Origin of the sequence: Micromonospora sp. CNB394 (assembly GCF_000374985.1) — a bacterium.
GTDB classification, from domain to species: Bacteria; Actinomycetota; Actinomycetes; order Mycobacteriales; family Micromonosporaceae; genus Micromonospora; species Micromonospora marina.
Genome location: NZ_KB895830.1, coordinates 26,415 through 44,196, shown reverse-complemented (window position 1 = coordinate 44,196; position 17,782 = coordinate 26,415). Strand labels below are relative to the sequence as shown.

General features: G+C 66.7%; 9 protein-coding genes. 1 reads left to right on the top strand and 8 read right to left on the bottom strand.

Annotated features, from left to right (window positions below):
• Nucleotides 1–25: 25 nt before the first annotated feature.
• The 5 genes from C569_RS0110080 to C569_RS0110060 form a co-directional block, all read right to left on the bottom strand.
• On the bottom strand, nucleotides 26–832 hold the full coding sequence (locus C569_RS0110080; RefSeq protein ID WP_018785659.1) for an ABC transporter ATP-binding protein: 807 nt from the start codon (nucleotides 830–832) through the stop codon (nucleotides 26–28).
• Nucleotides 832–1,926, bottom strand: coding sequence for an iron ABC transporter permease (locus C569_RS0110075; protein WP_018785658.1), 1,095 nt, complete (start codon nucleotides 1,924–1,926; stop codon nucleotides 832–834). The genes C569_RS0110080 and C569_RS0110075 overlap by 1 nt, the downstream gene beginning before the upstream one ends.
• Before the next feature lie 13 nt (nucleotides 1,927–1,939).
• A complete protein-coding gene (locus tag C569_RS0110070) occupies nucleotides 1,940–2,923 on the bottom strand; it encodes an ABC transporter substrate-binding protein (RefSeq protein WP_196806709.1) in 984 nt (327 codons plus the stop codon).
• Nucleotides 2,924–3,290: 367 nt separating this feature from the next.
• The gene (locus tag C569_RS0110065) at nucleotides 3,291–5,513 is read right to left on the bottom strand and encodes an ATP-dependent RecD-like DNA helicase (RefSeq protein ID WP_026267932.1); all 2,223 of its coding nucleotides are present in this window, start codon (nucleotides 5,511–5,513) and stop codon (nucleotides 3,291–3,293) included.
• A gap of 3 nt (nucleotides 5,514–5,516) precedes the next feature.
• Nucleotides 5,517–8,786, bottom strand: coding sequence for a DEAD/DEAH box helicase (locus tag C569_RS0110060; RefSeq protein ID WP_026267931.1), 3,270 nt, complete (start codon nucleotides 8,784–8,786; stop codon nucleotides 5,517–5,519).
• A 675-nt stretch (nucleotides 8,787–9,461) separates the two neighbouring features.
• Here C569_RS0110060 and C569_RS0110055 point away from each other — a divergent pair.
• The gene (locus C569_RS0110055; RefSeq protein ID WP_155945521.1) at nucleotides 9,462–12,728 is read left to right on the top strand and encodes a VWA domain-containing protein; all 3,267 of its coding nucleotides are present in this window, start codon (nucleotides 9,462–9,464) and stop codon (nucleotides 12,726–12,728) included.
• A gap of 344 nt (nucleotides 12,729–13,072) precedes the next feature.
• Here C569_RS0110055 and C569_RS30035 read toward each other — a convergent pair whose 3' ends face one another.
• The 3 genes from C569_RS30035 to C569_RS0110040 form a co-directional block, all read right to left on the bottom strand.
• Complete coding sequence (locus tag C569_RS30035; RefSeq protein WP_018785653.1) at nucleotides 13,073–14,878, bottom strand: ABC transporter ATP-binding protein; 1,806 nt, start codon at nucleotides 14,876–14,878, stop codon at nucleotides 13,073–13,075.
• 113 nt (nucleotides 14,879–14,991) lie between these two features.
• On the bottom strand, nucleotides 14,992–16,716 hold the full coding sequence (locus C569_RS0110045) for an ABC transporter ATP-binding protein (protein WP_018785652.1): 1,725 nt from the start codon (nucleotides 16,714–16,716) through the stop codon (nucleotides 14,992–14,994).
• A 251-nt stretch (nucleotides 16,717–16,967) separates the two neighbouring features.
• Nucleotides 16,968–17,774 (bottom strand): phytanoyl-CoA dioxygenase family protein, encoded by an 807-nt coding sequence (locus tag C569_RS0110040; RefSeq protein WP_018785651.1) that lies wholly within the window; start codon nucleotides 17,772–17,774, stop codon nucleotides 16,968–16,970.
• Nucleotides 17,775–17,782: the final 8 nt, after the last annotated feature.

Below are 17,782 nucleotides of genomic sequence, written 5' to 3'. Positions count from 1 at the left end.
AATCGTTCTCCAGTCACGGATGACGTCAACCCGTGACGGCTGTCGCGTCAGCCGTTCGCGGGGCGGTGGCAGCCAGGTAGGTGATGCGGAGAATGCCCGTGGTGGGCTCCCGGTCGACGAGCACCTCCACGCCGTAGACCGATTTGATCAGTCCGGTGGTGAGCACCGTTTCGGGCGTGCCGGCGGCGACCACCTGCCCGCGATCGAGAACGACGACGTGGTGGCAGTAGCGTGCAGCGAGATTGAGGTCGTGCAGGGCGACCACGCAGGTGACCTCAAGCGATCCCAGCAGGTCGAGCAGTTCGAGCTGGTAGCGGATGTCGAGGTGGTTGGTCGGTTCGTCGAGCAGGATCTCCCGGGGCTCCTGGGCGAGGGCACGGGCGAGTTGAGCGCGTTGTTTCTCGCCTCCCGAGAGGGTGCGCCAGCTCTGGCGCTGCCTGTCGGTCATGCCGACCCGGTCCAGCGCCGCATCGATGATCTGCTGATCGCGCTCGGTCAGTGCGTCGAAGCGGCCCCGGAACGGCGTGCGGCCGAGTTCGACGACCTGCCGGACGCTGACGTGGTTGTGGGCGGTCACGTCCTGCTCGACGACGGCGAGCCGCCGGGCGAGCACGCGGCGGCTGAGGTCGCGCAGGCTGGTGTCGTCGTACTCGACGGCGCCGGTGTCGGGGCGGCGCAATCCGGCGAGCAGGCGCAGCAGTGTCGACTTGCCCGAGCCGTTGGGACCGAGAAGCCCGACGACCTTTCCGTCTTGGGCGGCCATCTCGATGTTGTCCAGCAGCCGATGACCCTTGACCGACCAGGAGAGTTCGGTGGCGTTGATGCGGCCCATCAGGACTCCAGGCGCTTGAGGACCAGCGCGAAGGCCGGCGCGCCGAGAAGGGCGGTGATGACGCCGACGGGCAGCTCATACGGCGAGAACGCGGTCCGGGCGAAGGTGTCCACCCAGATGAGCAGGATGGCGCCGACGGCCGCGGACAGGGGAAGCAGCGAGCGGTGCATCGGGCTGGTCAGGATGCGGACGGCATGCGGGACGAGTAGCCCGATGAAGCCGATCGCTCCGGAGGACGCCACGGCGGCGGCCGTGATGAGCGAGGTGAGCACCATCAGCCAGATGCGGACCGCGGCGACATTGATTCCCAGGGCGGAGGCGGAGTCCCAGCCGAACGTGAAGGCGTCCAGCGATGGCGCAAAGAACAGGATGGCGATGAGGCCGATGAGGCCGATGACGGCAGTGACCGTGACCCCCTCCCACCGGGCACCCGCGAGGGTGCCGAGCAGCCAGTAGGTGAAGCCACGGGTGGAGTTCGCGTCCCCATTGATCATGAGAATGAGCGAGGTGACCGCGGCGAAGAACTGGGAGACGAGCACGCCGGTGAGCACCACGCGGGTGGGGCTGGCCACGCGCCCGCCACCGAGCAGGACCAGCAGCAGGCCGAAGGCGACCAGACCGCCGACGAACGCCCCGGTCGACAGCGAGACACCGCCGCCGACACCTAACAGGAGCACGGCCACCGCCCCGGTCGAGGCGCCGGAAGATACCCCCAGTAGGTAGGGGTCGGCCAAGGGATTTCTGGTGATGGCCTGCAGCACCGCGCCCGAGACCGCCAGTGCTGCGCCGACGACCGCGGAGAGCAGCACTCGTGGGAAGCGAGACTCCCAGATCAGCGCGTCGAGCAATGGCGGCAGTGGCGGGTTCGGGGCGATCTCACCCAGGCCGATGTGCCGCAGGATCGTGGAGACGACATCGCCAGGACTGATGTTCGCGCTGCCGAACAGGGACGCCGCGATGATCGACGCCAACAGTCCGGCCACGGTCAGGAGGACGATGGCCGCGGCCGAGGCGCGCCGCAGACCCGATGGCGCCGGTTTGTGGCCGACGATCGGGTCTGCGCGCCCAACGGGCGGGTGCAGTTTCGTTGTCATGGTTGTCGACCGCTCACCGGAACTTGTTCAGGCCTTCGACGAGAGGGGAAACGATGCTCACGGTGCCGTAGGAGGGGTCCATCTGGGCACCCGGGAGGGTGATGAACCGGTCACCGGTCACCGCGCCGAGCTTGCTGGTGAGTGGGTCCTTCTTGAGCAGTTCGATCTTCTCCGCCGCGGTGTCGTTGGGTTCGCCCCGGGTCAGATCGGCCAGGATGATGACGTCGGGATTCCGGGCGGCGACCTCGTCCCAGCTCGTCTCGATCCACTTGTCCTTCGCGTCGTCGAAGATGTTCTTGACCCCGACCAGCTCGGAGATGTGCTGGGGCAGGCCGCCGGGACCGGCCGCCCACGGCGTGCCGTTGTAGGTGGAATAGAACCACAGGACCCTCAGCGGCTTGTCCTTGTTCTCGACGGTGCTCACCCCCTTCTCCACGATCGCCTTCTGTTCGGCCACCAGCTTCTCGCCCGCGTCCGCGACGTTGAAGATCCTGGCCAGATCGCGGTACTCCTCGTACAGCATGTCGAAGTTCGCGCCCTTTACGGCGGCGTGGTACGTGCAGTCGAATTCGGTGACGTAGGTCGGCACGCCCAGGTCGTGTAGTTGCTTACGCTCGCCGCCCGTCTCTGCGGTGAGGAAGCTTGCGAAGCCGCTGTAGACGAACTCCGGCTGCGCCTCCAACAGCTTCTCGTGCTTGATCGATAGACCGCGCGGCGCCAGTTGCGGGATCTTCCCGTACGGCTCGGCCAACTCTGCCGGTGGCTTGTAGATCTCGTAACCGGACCCGACGACCCGGTCACCCACCCCCAGTTCGATGAGAATCTCGGCTGCCGTCTGGTTCAGCGTGACGGCCCGTTGCGGTGCCGCCTTGATGGTCACGTCGGTGCCGCAGTTCTTCATCGTGAACGGGTACGTCGTGCCACCCGGCCCCGTTGACGCCACTGGCGCGGACGAGCCGGGGGACTCGCCGCTCGAACATCCGGCGAGGACCAGCACCACCGCAGCAGTCATGACTTTGAAACTCGTTTTCGTTCTCATCGGTGGCAGGGTAGCAGTCCGACGCAGCGGGGCGACTACGTCGCCATCAGTAACCGACACGCTGCACAACGGAGTCAAGCCCGTCACGCTCACCGCCCCACGGCACCGGGCCGCCCGAGCGCACGAGTTCATCACGACACTGCCGAACGGCTACGACACCGTCGCCGGTGAGCTCGGCGCGCTCATGGCCGGCGGCAAGAGGCTGGTCATCCCAGCGGAGGTGCAGTGCCGCGGCGACCGACCAGTGCGTGACGATGACAAGAATCAACAAAGCTCTAGCGGCGGCACCTCGACCGACGGGACTTGCGCCGTTCGCAACCGGTTCTCACGGGCGGGGCTTCACGTTGAGACGGTGTGTGAGGGCGGTGTGGCGGCGGCCCGCGCCCACGGTGCGGACAGCCGCGGCCAGAGCCCGACGCGAGCCGACGAGAACGACGAGCTTCTTCGCCCTGGTGATGGCGGTGTAGAGCAGGTTGCGTTGCAGCATCATCCACGCGCTGGTGGTGATCGGAATGACCACCGCCGGGTACTCCGAACCCTGGGAGCGGTGGATGGTCATCGCGTACGCGTGAGCCAGCTCGTCGAGTTCATCGAAGTCGTAGTCGATGAGTTCGTCCTCATCGGTGCGTACCGTCAGGGTTTGCTCGTCGGTGGACAGGGCGGTGACGACGCCGACGGTGCCGTTGAAGACTCCGGCCACGCCCTTGTCGTAGTTGTTGCGGATCTGGGTGACCTTGTCGCCGATCCGGAACACCCGGCCGCCGACCCGCCGTTCCGGCAGATGCTCGCGGGCCGGAGTGAGCTGCTGCTGCAACAGGATGTTCAGCGCACCGGCACCCGCCGGGCCCCGGTGCATGGGCGCGAGTACCTGCACGTCACGTCGCGGGTCGAGGCCGAATCGTTTCGCTATTCGGGTGCACGTCACGTCGACGGTGAGAGCGGCCGTAGCTTCGGTGTCGTCGCAGGGGAACAGGAAGAAGTCGCTCATGCCCTGCAGGACCGGCGGTCGACCGGCGTTGATCCGATGGGCGTTGCTGACGACACCGGAGTCCGCGGCCTGCCGGAACACCTGGATCAGCCGGACCCGGGGGACCCCGTCCGCGGCGAGCAGGTCCCGCAGCACCTCACCGGCGCCGACGGACGGAAGCTGGTCGACGTCACCGACCAGTAGCAGGTGCGCCCCGGGCGGTACGGCTTTGATCAACTTGTTGGCCAGGATCAGATCGAGCATGGACGCCTCGTCCACCACCAGCAGATCCACGTCCAAGGGGGTGTCCCGGTCGTAGGTGGGCTCACCGCCGGGTTGCAACTTCAGCAGCCGGTGCACCGTCGCGGCGGGCTGGCCGGTCAGTTCGGCGAGGCGTTTCGCGGCCCGGCCGGTCGGTGCGACGAGGAGGATCTTCGCCTTCTTGGCGGCGGCGAGTTCGACGATCGAACGGACGGTGAAGCTCTTCCCGCAACCGGGACCGCCGGTGAGCACGGTGACTTTCGACGTCAGCGCCAACCGGACGGCCTGCTGCTGCTCCGGTGCCAGGTCGGTGCCGGTACGGGCCTTCAACCAGGTCAGTGCTCTGCCCCAGTCGACGCCGGTGAACTGCGCCATCCGGTCCGTACGATCGCCGAGCAGCCGGAGCACCGAGCTGGCCAGGGACTGTTCGGCGCGGTGGAACGGCACCAGGTAGACCGCCGGAACCGGCCCGTCCGGGCCGGGCAGGCTCTCCCTGACGACGCCTTCCTCACCGACCAGGTCATCGAGACAGCTGATGGCCAGCCCGGCGGGCACATCGAGAATCTTCACCGCGTCCGCGACCAGGTGCGGAGTGGGCAGGTAGCAGTGCCCGTTGTCGGTGGCCTCCGACAACGTGTACTGCAACCCGGCCTTGACCCGTTGCGGGCTGTCGTGCGGGATCCCGACAGCCTGCGCGATCGTGTCGGCGGTCTTGAACCCGATGCCCCACACGTCCGCGGCCAGCCGGTACGGCTCGTGACGCACGACGTCGATCGAGGCGTCGCCGTACTTCTTGTAGATGCGTACCGCGATCGACGTGGACACCCCCACCCCTTGCAGGAACACCATCACCTCCTTGATGGCCTTCTGTTCGGCCCAGGCGGCGGTGATCTTCGCGGTACGTTTCGGGCCGAGACCCGGCACCTCCACCAACCGGCCCGGTTGGTCCTCGATGATCTGCAACGTGTCCAGACCGAAGTGCGCCACGATCCGCTCGGCGAACACCGGACCTATACCCTTCACCAGACCGGAGCCCAGATAGCGGCGAATGCCCTGGATCGTCGCGGGCAGGACCGTCGTGTACGAGAGGACCTCGAACTGGCGGCCGTACTGCGGATGCGACGACCACCACCCCTGCAACCGCAAACTCTCACCGGGCTGCGCCCCCAGCAGCGCGCCGACCACGGTCAGCAGATCCGAGCCACGCCCGGTCGCCACCCGCGCGACGGTGTACCCGGTCTCCTCGTTGACGTACGTCAGCCGCTCCAGCACCGCCTCAAGGACATGTGGAGACGGGCGGGACGAGACAGCCCTGGGCACGAGTCAGTCGAGCAGGCTGCGGATGTCAGCGGCAGTCAGTTCGGCGGAGGCGAACTCTCCACCGTCGAGGACGCTACTGAACAACTCGGCCTTCCTGGCTTGAAGCGCCATGACCTTCTCCTCGATGGTGTCCTTGGCGACCAGGCGGTAGACCATGACCGTCCGCGTCTGGCCGATGCGGTGAACACGGTCGACCGCCTGAGCTTCGGTCGCCGGGTTCCACCACGGGTCCAGCAGGATGCAGTAGTCGGCCTCGGTCAGGTTCAGCCCGAAACCGCCCGACTTGAGGCTGACCAGGAAGGCCGGCGCCGTCCCGTTCTTGAAGTCGGCGATGACCTCCGCCCGCCGCCGTGTCTTGCCGTCGAGATAGCAGCAGGTGACGCCGGCCTCCTCGAGACGTTGACGGGCGGTGGCCAGGAAACGGGTGAACTGGCTGAAGATGAGAACCCGGTGCCCCTCGGCCGCGAGATTGGTGACCTGATCGCGGAGCGCGTCGAGTTTCGTCGACGTGATGGCGTGGTGTTTCGGATCGACCAGGGTCAGGTCGAGGCTGGCCTGGCGCAGCAGAGTCAGCGAGCGGAAGATCTCGAAGCGGTTCTTCTGCATGTCGCCGAGCAGGCCGAGGACCTTCTGCCGTTCCCGCTGCAGATAGGTTTGGTACATCCGGCGATGCTTGGGGTTCAGATCCAGTTCGATGACCTGTTCCTGCTTGGCCGGCAGCTCGGTGACCACCTCAGCCTTGCGGCGGCGCAGCATGAGCGGGCGGATCCGGCGACGTAGCTGCGCGAGCCGCTCCTCGTCGTGGTCCTTCTCGATCGGCCGGCGGTAGTAGTCGGTGAAACGGTCGAGCCGGGGCAGCAGGCCCGGGGCGGTGATGGAGAGCAGGGCCCACAACTCGACCAGGTTGTTCTCCATCGGTGTGCCGGTGATCGCGAGCTTGCAGACAGCCGGCAACTGCTTCGCACAGCGGTATGTCTGCGACTGGGCGTTCTTGACGAACTGCGCCTCGTCCAGGATCAGTCCGGTCCACGGCAACGCCGCGTAGTCGTCGTACTCGAGCCGGAACAGCGTGTACGACGTGACCACGACGTGTGATCCGGCGACCGTCTGTTCCAGCGTGCCGGCCCGACGCGCGCCGGTCTGAACGATGGGGGTGACGGTGAGATGCGGGGCGAAGCGCGCCGCCTCGTGAGCCCAGTTGCTGACGACACTGGCGGGGGCGACCACCAGGAACGGGGCACCGGCGGGCGCCCGTTCGACGGCGTGGCAGATCAGGGCCAGCGCCTGGAGTGTCTTGCCCAGCCCCATGTCGTCGGCAAGCACACCGCCGAGATCATGCCGGTGCAGAGTGGCGAGCCATCGGAAGCCCTCCAGCTGGTACGGCCGGAGGGTGGCGTCCAGCCCCACCGGTGGCGGATCGGCGGGACCAGCCTTGACGTCGCTGAGCCCGCGCACGGACTCCTGCCAGACCGCCGCCTGACCGGTGACCTCGCCCAACTCGGACAACTCCTGCCACAGCCCCGCCTGAAAGCGTCCGACCCGCAGCACACCGGGCGGGGCGTCCTCCAACTCACGGGACTCCGCTATCAGGTCGCGCAGCTGCCGGAACTCTGGCTGCTCCAGCCGGAAGTAGCGACCGCTGGGCAGGATCATGAACTCCTGTTCGGCGGCGAGCGCGAGGAACAGCCCTTCGAAGCCGACCTCCTCACCATCGACGGTGACCCGGACGGACAGGTCGAACCAGTCCTGCGTGCCGGCGCTGCCCCCGGTCGCGCTCGCGAACGAAACGACCGGGGCTTCCTGCGTCTCGACATACTCCGGAACGTCGTCATGCGGCTTGACGGCCACGTCAACGCCGTCCATCTCGACGAGTCGGGGAAGCGCATCGCGTACGAGCCGCAGCATGGCGTCGTCGGCGACGACGGCATGCGCCAGCAGCCGCCGTCCGGCGGGGATCCGCTCGGTCAGCCCGTACGCCGAGTCCGCCAGCAGAGCTGTGACGCGTTGCAGCGTCGCGGCCCGGTCGGAGTCGTGGTGCAGATCGGCGTGCAGCGGCTCCACCTGGTTCTCCGAACCGACGACGGCGACCCAGTCCCAGGACAACGACATGCGGTGCTCCGGTAGCGGCTGCACCGACAGCGTCAGCACCGCCTTCCCCAGCTCAGGCAGACTCACCGTCTCGTCGGCCGGCACCACCTCGGCCTGGCGGACGAGCCCCGGATAGTACTGCCGCAGGAAACGAGGCTCTTCGGCGGCGGGAACGACGATCTCTGGCGCAGCAAGCGCCCCCATGGCCCGCGGATGCAGGGGTCTCGCCAGGGGCGCGAGCCGCAGGGTACCCGGATCAGTCGAGGAACCCGGCCCCGTCGTACCCCACCAGGCGACGCCGTGCGCCGGACGCCCGACCACGATCAACTTCTCGGGATCGATCGTCTCCGTGCCGTCGGCCAGCGCCGGACGTAGCCGCAGGCCCGCTGCGACTCGATCGGCCCGCACCGAGAATCGCACCGGACGTGCCGATGCCTGAACCGGTGACGCGGCCCGGCCGCTCTGCACCAGCGGCAGCCCCGCCTCCCGCGCCTCGGCCAGAACGTCCCACACCCGCCGGCTACGAAACTCATCCAGGTACACGACGCGCTGACCCGAGCCGTAGTAGCGGTGTGCGTACGGGTCGCTAACCTCCTCGTCCGCCAGCGCGAGCAACTCCGTCAAGAGATCCACGTGATGCTGCGTGTGCGGTGAATCGGGAACGTACTCGAAGCCGAGGGTCCCCCACGAGACACCGCCGCGGATCCAGCCCCTCTTGCCCGGCACGACCGGCCGGAGCGCGATCCGCCACCTTCCCCGACCGTCACCGTCCTCAAGCTCGAACTGCAACGCCAGTTCCGCAGAACCTGGCACGACGGCCGGGCTGTCCACGCTGACCAGACCAGCCAACGCCAACTCCCACGACGACGCCGGCTCCGGTCTGGACCCCTCGGAGGTGCAGACGATCAACGCCAAGGCAGCCGGATGCGCGCACACCGGAGCTGCCGAGCACGTGCATGCGCCGCTGACGCTCTTGAGCGCACCGTCGGCGCCGACGACGACCGACACCGTCACCCAACCAGATCTCTCGCCTTGTACGGCAGCCCGCCCACGGCCGGAACGCGGGTCCCAGCTCACCTCGGCCAGAGCGCCGTTCGCCACCAGCGAACGGGCCTGCACAAACGATCTGACCCCGACGGCCTCGCACACCGCCGCCTCATCAGCCGTCAGCACCAGCCGCCCCACAAAGAACCTCCGCCAGATCGGTGATCGGACACAACGCTACCGAGCGACCAGGTGCCGCCGATCCGGGCATCACCCATCCGAGAAACCGGGACCACAGTCCGCTCCCGGCTGGGGGAACTTCTGGTCCGGCTGGACGACGTGACCAATGGCCTACCCGGAACTGTGTCCGCACCTCACGGCTCGTCCGTGGTGCATCGTCACCGGCGGCCGGCCACGCTCGCACGACGTCCCGATCTGACTCCAATCAGCCGGCACCAGGGGGCGCTCTCGGGGCCGATTCAAATCTTCATCGATAAAGACGATGCCCTGACCAGCGCTTTCGCCGGTCAGGGCATCGCACCGAGCCGCCTGACGGAATCGAACCGTCGACCTACGCCCCCCGAATCCCGTTGGCAGGGGTTTCTCGGGGGTAGCCGGGGTCCGCAACAGGCGCGGCGCATCGACGGGCTGGCGCAGGGGCACCACCCGCCGGGGGCACCCCGACCAACTGCGGACGCCCAGATGTTCGCTGACCACAGGCCAGGGATGCCGGCAACCAAGTGCGGCGTCGCCAAACCGGACTATTAGGAATAAAGCCACATAAAGCAGTCTTATTCCCCATACTCTGCGGGATGACCTGCGTACAGGAAGCAGGCCGAGACCGAGCCGTTCCGCACGGCGCACGGAGGTATGTGAATGTTCGTTCTCAGTAACACGGGTGTGCGCCGCGGCTGGAGTGCGACCGCCGCGCTGGCGCTGGTCGGTGGCCTGCTTCCGCTGGTCGGGCTGGACATCGCACCAGCTCGGGCGGCGAGCCCGACCGAAACGACGCTCGTCGTCAACAAGGGTGGCGACCGCACCGGAGAGCAGACGGTGGGACCCCTGGCCGGTGCCACCTTCGACTTCTACGCGGGCATCAGCGACACCCGTCCGGGCCCGGGGGACATTCCGGATGCGTCATGCACCACCGACGTTACCGGCGCGTGCAGCGTGGACGTGCCTGGACGGACCGGCCCCGACCAGGGTTACTGGATCATCGAACGGAGCGCGCCGACCGGATGGCGGCTGCTCCAGGAGTTGGACGTCGGTGGCATCAGCACCTCGCCGACCGTCTACAACGGGGTCTTCACCGGCGCGGTCGCCAACGACCAGACGTACGAGTTTCCGGTGGAGACCACCGGCGACGCCAACCTGACCGCCCGGGGGCCCATCTGGGCCGATGCCCGGGACAACCCGCCCCTGCCCGGGCAGTGCGGTCTACACGTCGCATTCCTGATCGACGTGTCGGGTTCGATCACAGGAGACCTCCCACAGGTCAAGGCTGCGGCGAACGGCTACGTCGACGCGCTCACCGGCACGCCGTCGGAGATCGCCGTATACTCCTTCGCCACCGAGGCCGACGCCGTGCTGAACCCCACACCGGTCTCCGATGTCTCCGGGGCAGATGTGGTCAAGGCTGCGGTCAATGGTCTCACCGCTGGCGGTACCACCAACTGGGACCAGGGATTGTTCCAGATCGCCGCTGCGCCGTTCGACTTCGACGCGGTCATCATGATCACTGACGGAAACCCCACGGTCTACGGGCCGCCTCCGGTGCAGGGGACGGGTGGCTTCACCCGCTTTATCGAACTGGAAAGTGGAATCTTCTCCGCGAACGCGGTCAAGGCTGAGGGCACTCGGATCATCGTCATCGGGGTGGGCGACGGCGTTGGCGGCTCCACCAACAACCTGTCCGCCGTCTCCGGCCCCGTGGCCGGTTCCGACTACTACCAAGCCGACACCGATGAACTCGGTCCGCTCCTGCGCCAGTTGGCACTGGAAACCTGTGCCGGCACGATCAGTGTGGTCAAGAAGGTCATTCCGTTCGGCGGCACACCGGCCGACGCCCAGCCAGCAGGTGGCTGGACGATCTCCACGGCCGACTCCGGTGTCACACCAGCCAGCGGAGTGACCGGTGATGCCAGCGGTGCGATCAGCTTCGATGTTGATCTCGGCGGCGATCCGTCCCGGGACGTGACCCTCGCCGAAACGCTCAAGCCTGACTTCACCCTCGTCCAGCAGGCCGGAGACAATGCCTCCTGCACCGCGAACGGACTCCCGGCACCGGTCACCAACAGCGGTGCCCTCGGTTTCACCGTCACCGTCAGCACGGACGCGATCGTCAGCTGCATCATTCTCAACCAGGCGCCCGATCCGCTCGCCTCCGTCGTGGTGAACAAGACCTGGGTGATCAACGGAGAGCCGTTCGAGGACCCCGATCAGGACGCGCAGTTCGAGGCAGCGCTGTCACTCACCGGCATCACGGAACCGGCCTGGGGCGTTGAGTACACGGACTTCGACGCGGGCCAGACGATCACGATCGCCGAGGAGATCAACTTGCAGCTCTTCCCGCCAGGTTGCGACAACGTGGCCAGCGGGGACCTGGGCGAGCAGACGTTGGCCTCGGGCCTCAACACCTACCAGGTCACCAACACGGTCACCTGCACCACCCGGTTGCGGCTGGACAAGACGATCGACAACCCGTACGGAGTGCCGGAGCCACCGCTGACCGCGTGGACACTCAACGCGTTCCCGCCCGGCTCGACGGACCCGCTCTTCAGCGGCACCACCGGGACCACCGGTGAGGTGACACCAGAGATCATCTATTCACTCGGCGAGACAAACGTCTCCGGATTCACCCAGACTGTTGTCGACGGAGCCGTCATCACGCCGCCAGCCACGGGTAGCTGGGACTGCCAGTTGCTGATGCGTGACGGATCCCTGGGCGGCACCTTCGATGGCGCGGACGGAACGGTAGCCATCCAGATCGGGCAGACCGCCGTCTGCACCGCGACCAACCAGGCGCAGCCCGGCAATCTCACTCTGGTCAAGGAGGTGGAGAACCCCTTCGGCGGAACGGCCACCCCACAGGACTGGGTCTTGAACGCGCTGCCGCCGCCCGGCTCGCCGGCCGCCCCCGTCACCGGGCGTAGTGGTGAGCCAGCCGTCACCGAGGCCGAGGTGAGCCCGAACGTGGGATACACCCTGACCGAGACCGACGGCCCCCAGGGCTACGAACCGGTCGGCACGGTCCAGTGTCTACTCACCGGGACGCAGACCCCCGTGCAGACCCCCGGCAACGTGTTGACTCCGAGTTTCGGGCAGGACATCACCTGCACCTTCCGCAACCGGCAGCTCGAACCACCGCCAGGTGAGGCAAGACTCACCCTGGTCAAGGAGGTGGAGAACCCGTTCGGAGGCACCGCGGTACCGCGGGACTGGCTGCTCAACGCCACCCCGCCGCCCGGCTCCGGGGTGACACCGGTCAGCGGACGCAGCGGCGAGGCGGCAGTGACCGACGTGCCAGCAACTGCGGGGGTGCGCTACACGCTCAGCGAGACCGACGGTCCAACGGGATACGAACAGCTCGGCTCAGTCACCTGCGTCGACAACGCAACGGGTGAACGGATCTCGACGCCGGACGACGCCCTCACACCGATCGACGGGATCAGCTACACCTGCACCTGGCGCAACGGCCAGGTAGACCCGGGCGCCGCCCACCTGACACTGGTCAAGAAGGTGTGGCACGGCGAGGCGAAGCCGACCGACTGGACGCTGACAGCCACCCCGGACAACGGAGCCACCCCGATCAGCGGCACCTCCGGCAGTCCTTCTGTAACCGGTGTGCGTGTACAGGTCGGTGTCGGCCACAAGCTCTCCGAATCCGGCGGCCCCAAGGGCTACGAGCACGTGGGATCGCCGAAGTGTGTGATCACCGGCACGGGCACCACAGTCCCGGTACTACACGGGGTAGTCACGCCGAGCAACGGGCAGAACATCACCTGCACCTTCCACAATCGGCTCAAAAAGCACCTACCCGTCACCGGCATGAAGCTGACCGGCGTGATCGGTGGGGGACTGCTATCCATGGCCGTGGGTGTGCTGCTGGTAGCTTGGCGGCGGAGGCAATCCGTGAACACCTGACAATCCCCGCAACGCGATCTTCGCCTCCCGGCGCGACACCCGGTAGGCATTTCTAAGGTTTCCGGGAACGACTCAAAACTCCATCGATGAAAATGAGGCCCTGACCAGCGCTGATGCTGGTCAGGGCCTCTTCTTGAGCCGCCTGACGGAATCGAACCGTCGACCTACGCTTACCGTGCGTCACGGTCCCAGGTTTGTCATTAGTAGTCGGAACCGCCTGTTGACCTGCACAAACATGACCGTCAACTGATCAACACTTGCCGCTGCTGACCGATACTTGGCACGGGTTTTCGGGGGGTAAACGGGGGCACGTGACCGGTGCCCAGTGCCGACCGCAGCGACAACTAGACGCTCTGCGCGGCGTGCATTCGTGCGTACGGCCCTCCTGCGGCCAGTAGTTCTCTATGCGTGCCCTGCTCGACAATCGCGCCGTCTTCCATCATCAGGATGAGGTCGGCCTCGCGGATGGTGGAAAGTCGGTGTGCCACCACGAAGCTGGTCCGGCCCGCGCTGAGCCGGGCCATGGCCTGCTGAATCAGCAACTCGGTGCGGGTGTCGACCGAGCTGGTCGCTTCGTCTAGGACCAGGATCACCGGGTCGGCGAGCAGCGCCCTGGCGATCGTGATCAGCTGCCGCTCGCCGGCACTCACTCCCCCGCCCTCGGTATCGATCACCGTGTCGTAGCCGTTAGAGAGGGTCCGTACGAAGTGGTCGACGTGTGCGGCTCGTGCCGCGGCGACGATCTCGTCATCGGTCGCCGAGTCGCGTCCGTAGGCGATGTTCTCGCGTATCGTGCCGCCGAACAGCCACGGGTCCTGGGTGACGATACCGATGGCGGACCGGAGCTGGTCGCGGTCCATATCCCGGATGTCGGCGCCGTCGATGGTGATCCGGCCGGCGGTGACATCGTAGAACCGCATGAGGAGGTTCACCAGCGTCGTCTTGCCCGCACCTGTCGGGCCGACGATGGCCACCGATCGGCCCGGCTCGACGGTCAGCGAGAGGTTCTCGATCAATGGTTTATTGTCTTGATACCGGAATGAGACCGCCTCGAAACACACTCGGCCCTGGGTTGGCCGCTCTTCCGTCGCTGCTGAAGGGGTCTCTTCGGGGGCGTCCAGGAATGCGAAGACCCGTTCCGCCGAGGCGACCGCGGACTGCACCAGGCTCGACAGGTTCGCCAGAGCCATCAACGGTTGGGTGAACTGGCGGGAGTACTGGATGAACGCCTGTACCGCACCCACCGACAGCGCGCCCGAGGCCAGCTGCAGGCCACCGATCACAGCGATCAGGACGTAGCTGACGTTCCCGATCAGGGTCGTCACGGGCCCGATGGTGCCGCTGATGAACTGCGCCCGAGTCGATGACCGGTAGAGCCGCTCGTTGTGCGTCCGGAAAGCAGCCAGGCTCTCCTTCTCGTGTCCGAACATCTTGACCAGCGCGTAGCCGGTGTAGACCTCGTCCACGTGGGCGTTAAGGTCCCCCGCGGTTTTCCACTGCTGGGCGAACTGTGCCTGCGACCGTTTGCCGATCACCTTCGTGAGGTAGATCGACATCGGCACCGCGATGAGAGCCACCGCGGCGAGCAGTGGGGAGATCCACACCATCATCCCCAGTACCCCTACCAAGAGAAGCAGCGAGTTGGTGATCTGGCTGATCGTCTGCTGCAGGCCCTGGGCGATGTTGTCGATGTCGTTCGTCGTGCGGCTCAGCACCTCACCGCGGGGCCGCTGGTCGAAGTAGGACAGCGGCAGTCGGGAGAGTTTCGCCTCCACCTGTTGGCGGAGGCCGAAGAGTGCCTGCTGGACAAGGTTCGTGGTGAGGCGGCCTTGCATGATCCAGAACAGGCCCGAGCCCACGTACGCCGCCAAGACCGCGAGGAGCGTCAGACCCAGCGCGCGGAAGTCGATGCCGCGGCCGGGTGTGAAGTCCACCGTACCGACTAGTGCGGCGAGGACGTCGGCGCCCTCTCCGCGGAGCCGCTCGGCGATCTCTTCCTTTTTCCCACCTGATGGAAACCGCTGACCGAGGTAGCCCGCGAAGATCAGGTTTGTGGCCTGGCCCAGCAGCCAGGGCCCGCTCACGTTCAGCACGATGCTACCGAGGCCGAGCGCCCCGACTCCGGCGAGCCTGCGGTACGGACGCAGCATCGCGATTAGTCGACGCGATGTCTGCCGGAAACCGGCTGGCGTCTCTGCCACTGGGTCCTGCGACGGTTCGGCCTTGGATGTCTGCCGCGGCGTCCTTGTTGAGGTCTGTGCGGTCACTGTGGAGCCTCTCCGTGCTGCGACTGCATGATCTCCTGGTAGACCGGGCTGTGCCGCAACAACTCCTCGTGTGTGCCGACACCGACAACCTTGCCCTCGTCGAGCACCACGATCCGCTCGGCCTGCGCGATCGTGCTGATGCGCTGCGCGACGATGATGGTGGTGGCGTCGGCGATCTGCGATGCCAGCGCCTTTCGCAGCGCTGCGTCGGTATTGTGGTCCAGCGCGGAGAAGCAGTCGTCGAACAGGTAGATCTGCGGTCGCCGCACCAGGGCGCGCGCGATTGCCAGCCGCTGTCGCTGCCCGCCAGAGAGGTTTGTCCCGCCCTGGGCGATAGTAGCCTCAAGCTTGCCGTCGAGAGCCGAGACGAAGCCGCTTGCCTGTGCGATGTCCAGGGCGTGCCAGAGTTCCTCGTCCGTTGCGTCGGGTCGTCCGTAGCGGAGGTTGGACGCCACCGTGCCGGAGAACAGGTGCGCCTGCTGCGGCACCACGGCGATGGCCGTGGTGAGCAGTCCGGGGTCGAGTGTCTTCACATCCTCCCCGCCGACCAGCACGCGGCCTCCTGTCGGATCGAACAACCGGCAGATCAGGCTGACCAGGGTGGATTTGCCACTGCCGGTCGAGCCGACGATCGCGGTGGTCGTGCCTGGGCCGGCCACGAGGTCGACGTTGTGCAGAACGTCCTTTTCGGCTGACGGGTACCGGAATGACACCCCATCGAGCAAGACGTGGCCGGGGGTGCGGAAGGTCCTGACGGGCTCCGCAGGCGGGATGACGCTCGGCTGCGTCCACAACACCTCGTCGATCCGACCGGCACATACCTCGGTACGCGGCAGGCCGATCGCCACGAAGGCGGCGGTCAGTACCGCCCCTTGGACCATGACCAGGTAGGTGAGCAGCGCAACGAACGCCCCGATCTGCATCGCGCCGCTCTCCACCCGGAAGCCGCCGATCCAGACGAGAAAGACGCCGCAGACGTTGACCGTGTTCACCACGAGCGGCAACAGCAATGTGCTCACCCGCCCGAGCCGTACCGAGACGTCGGTCAGCTCCTGGTTGGCGCGCGCGAAGCGGGCCTGCTCGAAGTCGTGTTTGACGAAGGCCCGCGTCACGCGGATGCCCGGTATCTGCTCGCGCAGCACCCGGCCGACGCCGTCGATCCGGACCTGCATGGCCGCCGACAGTGGGCGCATCCGCCGGATCAGCAGCGCGACGATGAGGCCGAGGAGCGGGAGCAGCGCCGCCAGCACCAGGGCCAGGGCGACGTCCTGGGCCATCGCGAGCGCGATTCCACCCAGGCCCATGACGGGCGCGGTGACGACCAGGGTCAGCGTCGAGAGCAGGAATGTCTGCACCTGCTGGATGTCGTTGGACGTCCGCGTGATGAGCGAGGGGACGCCGATCCGCTGCATCTCCTGGGCCGAGAATCGCTGCACTCGCTGGTAGACAGCTTCCCGTAGGTCCCGGCCGACGGCCATCGCCACCCGGGCGCTCAGCTGGACCGCGTAGACGGTGGCCAATCCCTGCACCACGGTCACGGCGATCATCAGGGAGCCGACGCGAATGATGTGACCGGTGTCGCCCTTCAGGACGCCGTTGTCGATGATGTCGGCGTTCAGAAGCGGTAGGAAGAGCAGGGCGACAGCCTGGAGAGCCTGGAGGACGACCACCGCGATCACGGTGTTCCGGTACGGCCGCGCGCGTGTGGCGAGCAGTCGCACCAGGGTGGCGAGGCCTACCTTGGTCGGGCGACCGACAGTCTTTACGGTTGTCAGGACGCGCTCCTTACTGACGTCGCTGTGCGTTGAGCCGCGGCTGGGTGACGCCCGCTATGGGACCGCGAGCACGAACGACCTGGAGTGGATCTGCCTGGTACACCGTTGGTGACGGTGCACGAACATGTTGATTGCCGTTACCACCGCTATCAATACGATCCTCTACGCTATAAGCGTACGACGAAACCCCTGGTCGATCAGGCGAGAAGGTCCGCGCCGGGGTCGAGCGGCCTGACCGGCGTGTTGTCCCGGGCGGCGAGGAAGTCCGGTCGAGGGCTGGGCACCTCTCCGAGTGGATTGTCCACCCGGTTGTAGGTGACGAGGATCATGCGCCGATCGTAGGGAGCCATGTTCACGCCCGAGGCGTGTACGAGCAGGGGATCGAAGAGGAGGATCGAGCCGGGCGGCCCTTTGATGGCGGTCACTTTTGTAGTCTCGGTGAGCTTGGACAGCAGCGGCGCGTCGATGGCGTAGTCCAGATCTGCGGAGATGTCGGACCGCCACGCCCCGTCGCCACAGACGGTCGTCCGCCTCGCCACTTCCAGAGAGCCGCACTTGTGTGAGCCGGGCAGGACGAGCAGTGGACCGTTCAGATCGGTCGCCTCATCCAGCAGGACGGCGACGTTCACCACGTCGGGGCGACGCATTCCGTCACCCCGGTTCCAGAAGATGTAGTCCTGGTGCCAGGGCCACACATCGCCGGTCAGCGCCTTCTTTGCATTGATCTTGAACTGGTGCACATATACGGGGCCACCCAGTAGCTGCGTGGCCGGTGTGACGATCTTTGGGTGCCGTACCAGCCGGGCGAACGTGCTGTTCACCACGTGCGACCCGTGCACCCCGCGCACCGTGAAACCGTCCTTCTCCAACATCCGGCCGGGAGAATCCCGCAGAAACTCACGATCGGCCTGTTCGCGTAGAAGGTCTGTCTCCTTTTCGGTAAGGGGGTCCGCGAACAGGAACCCGTCCTCGCGATACAGGTCGATACTCTCGTACGACAACATCAGCAAGT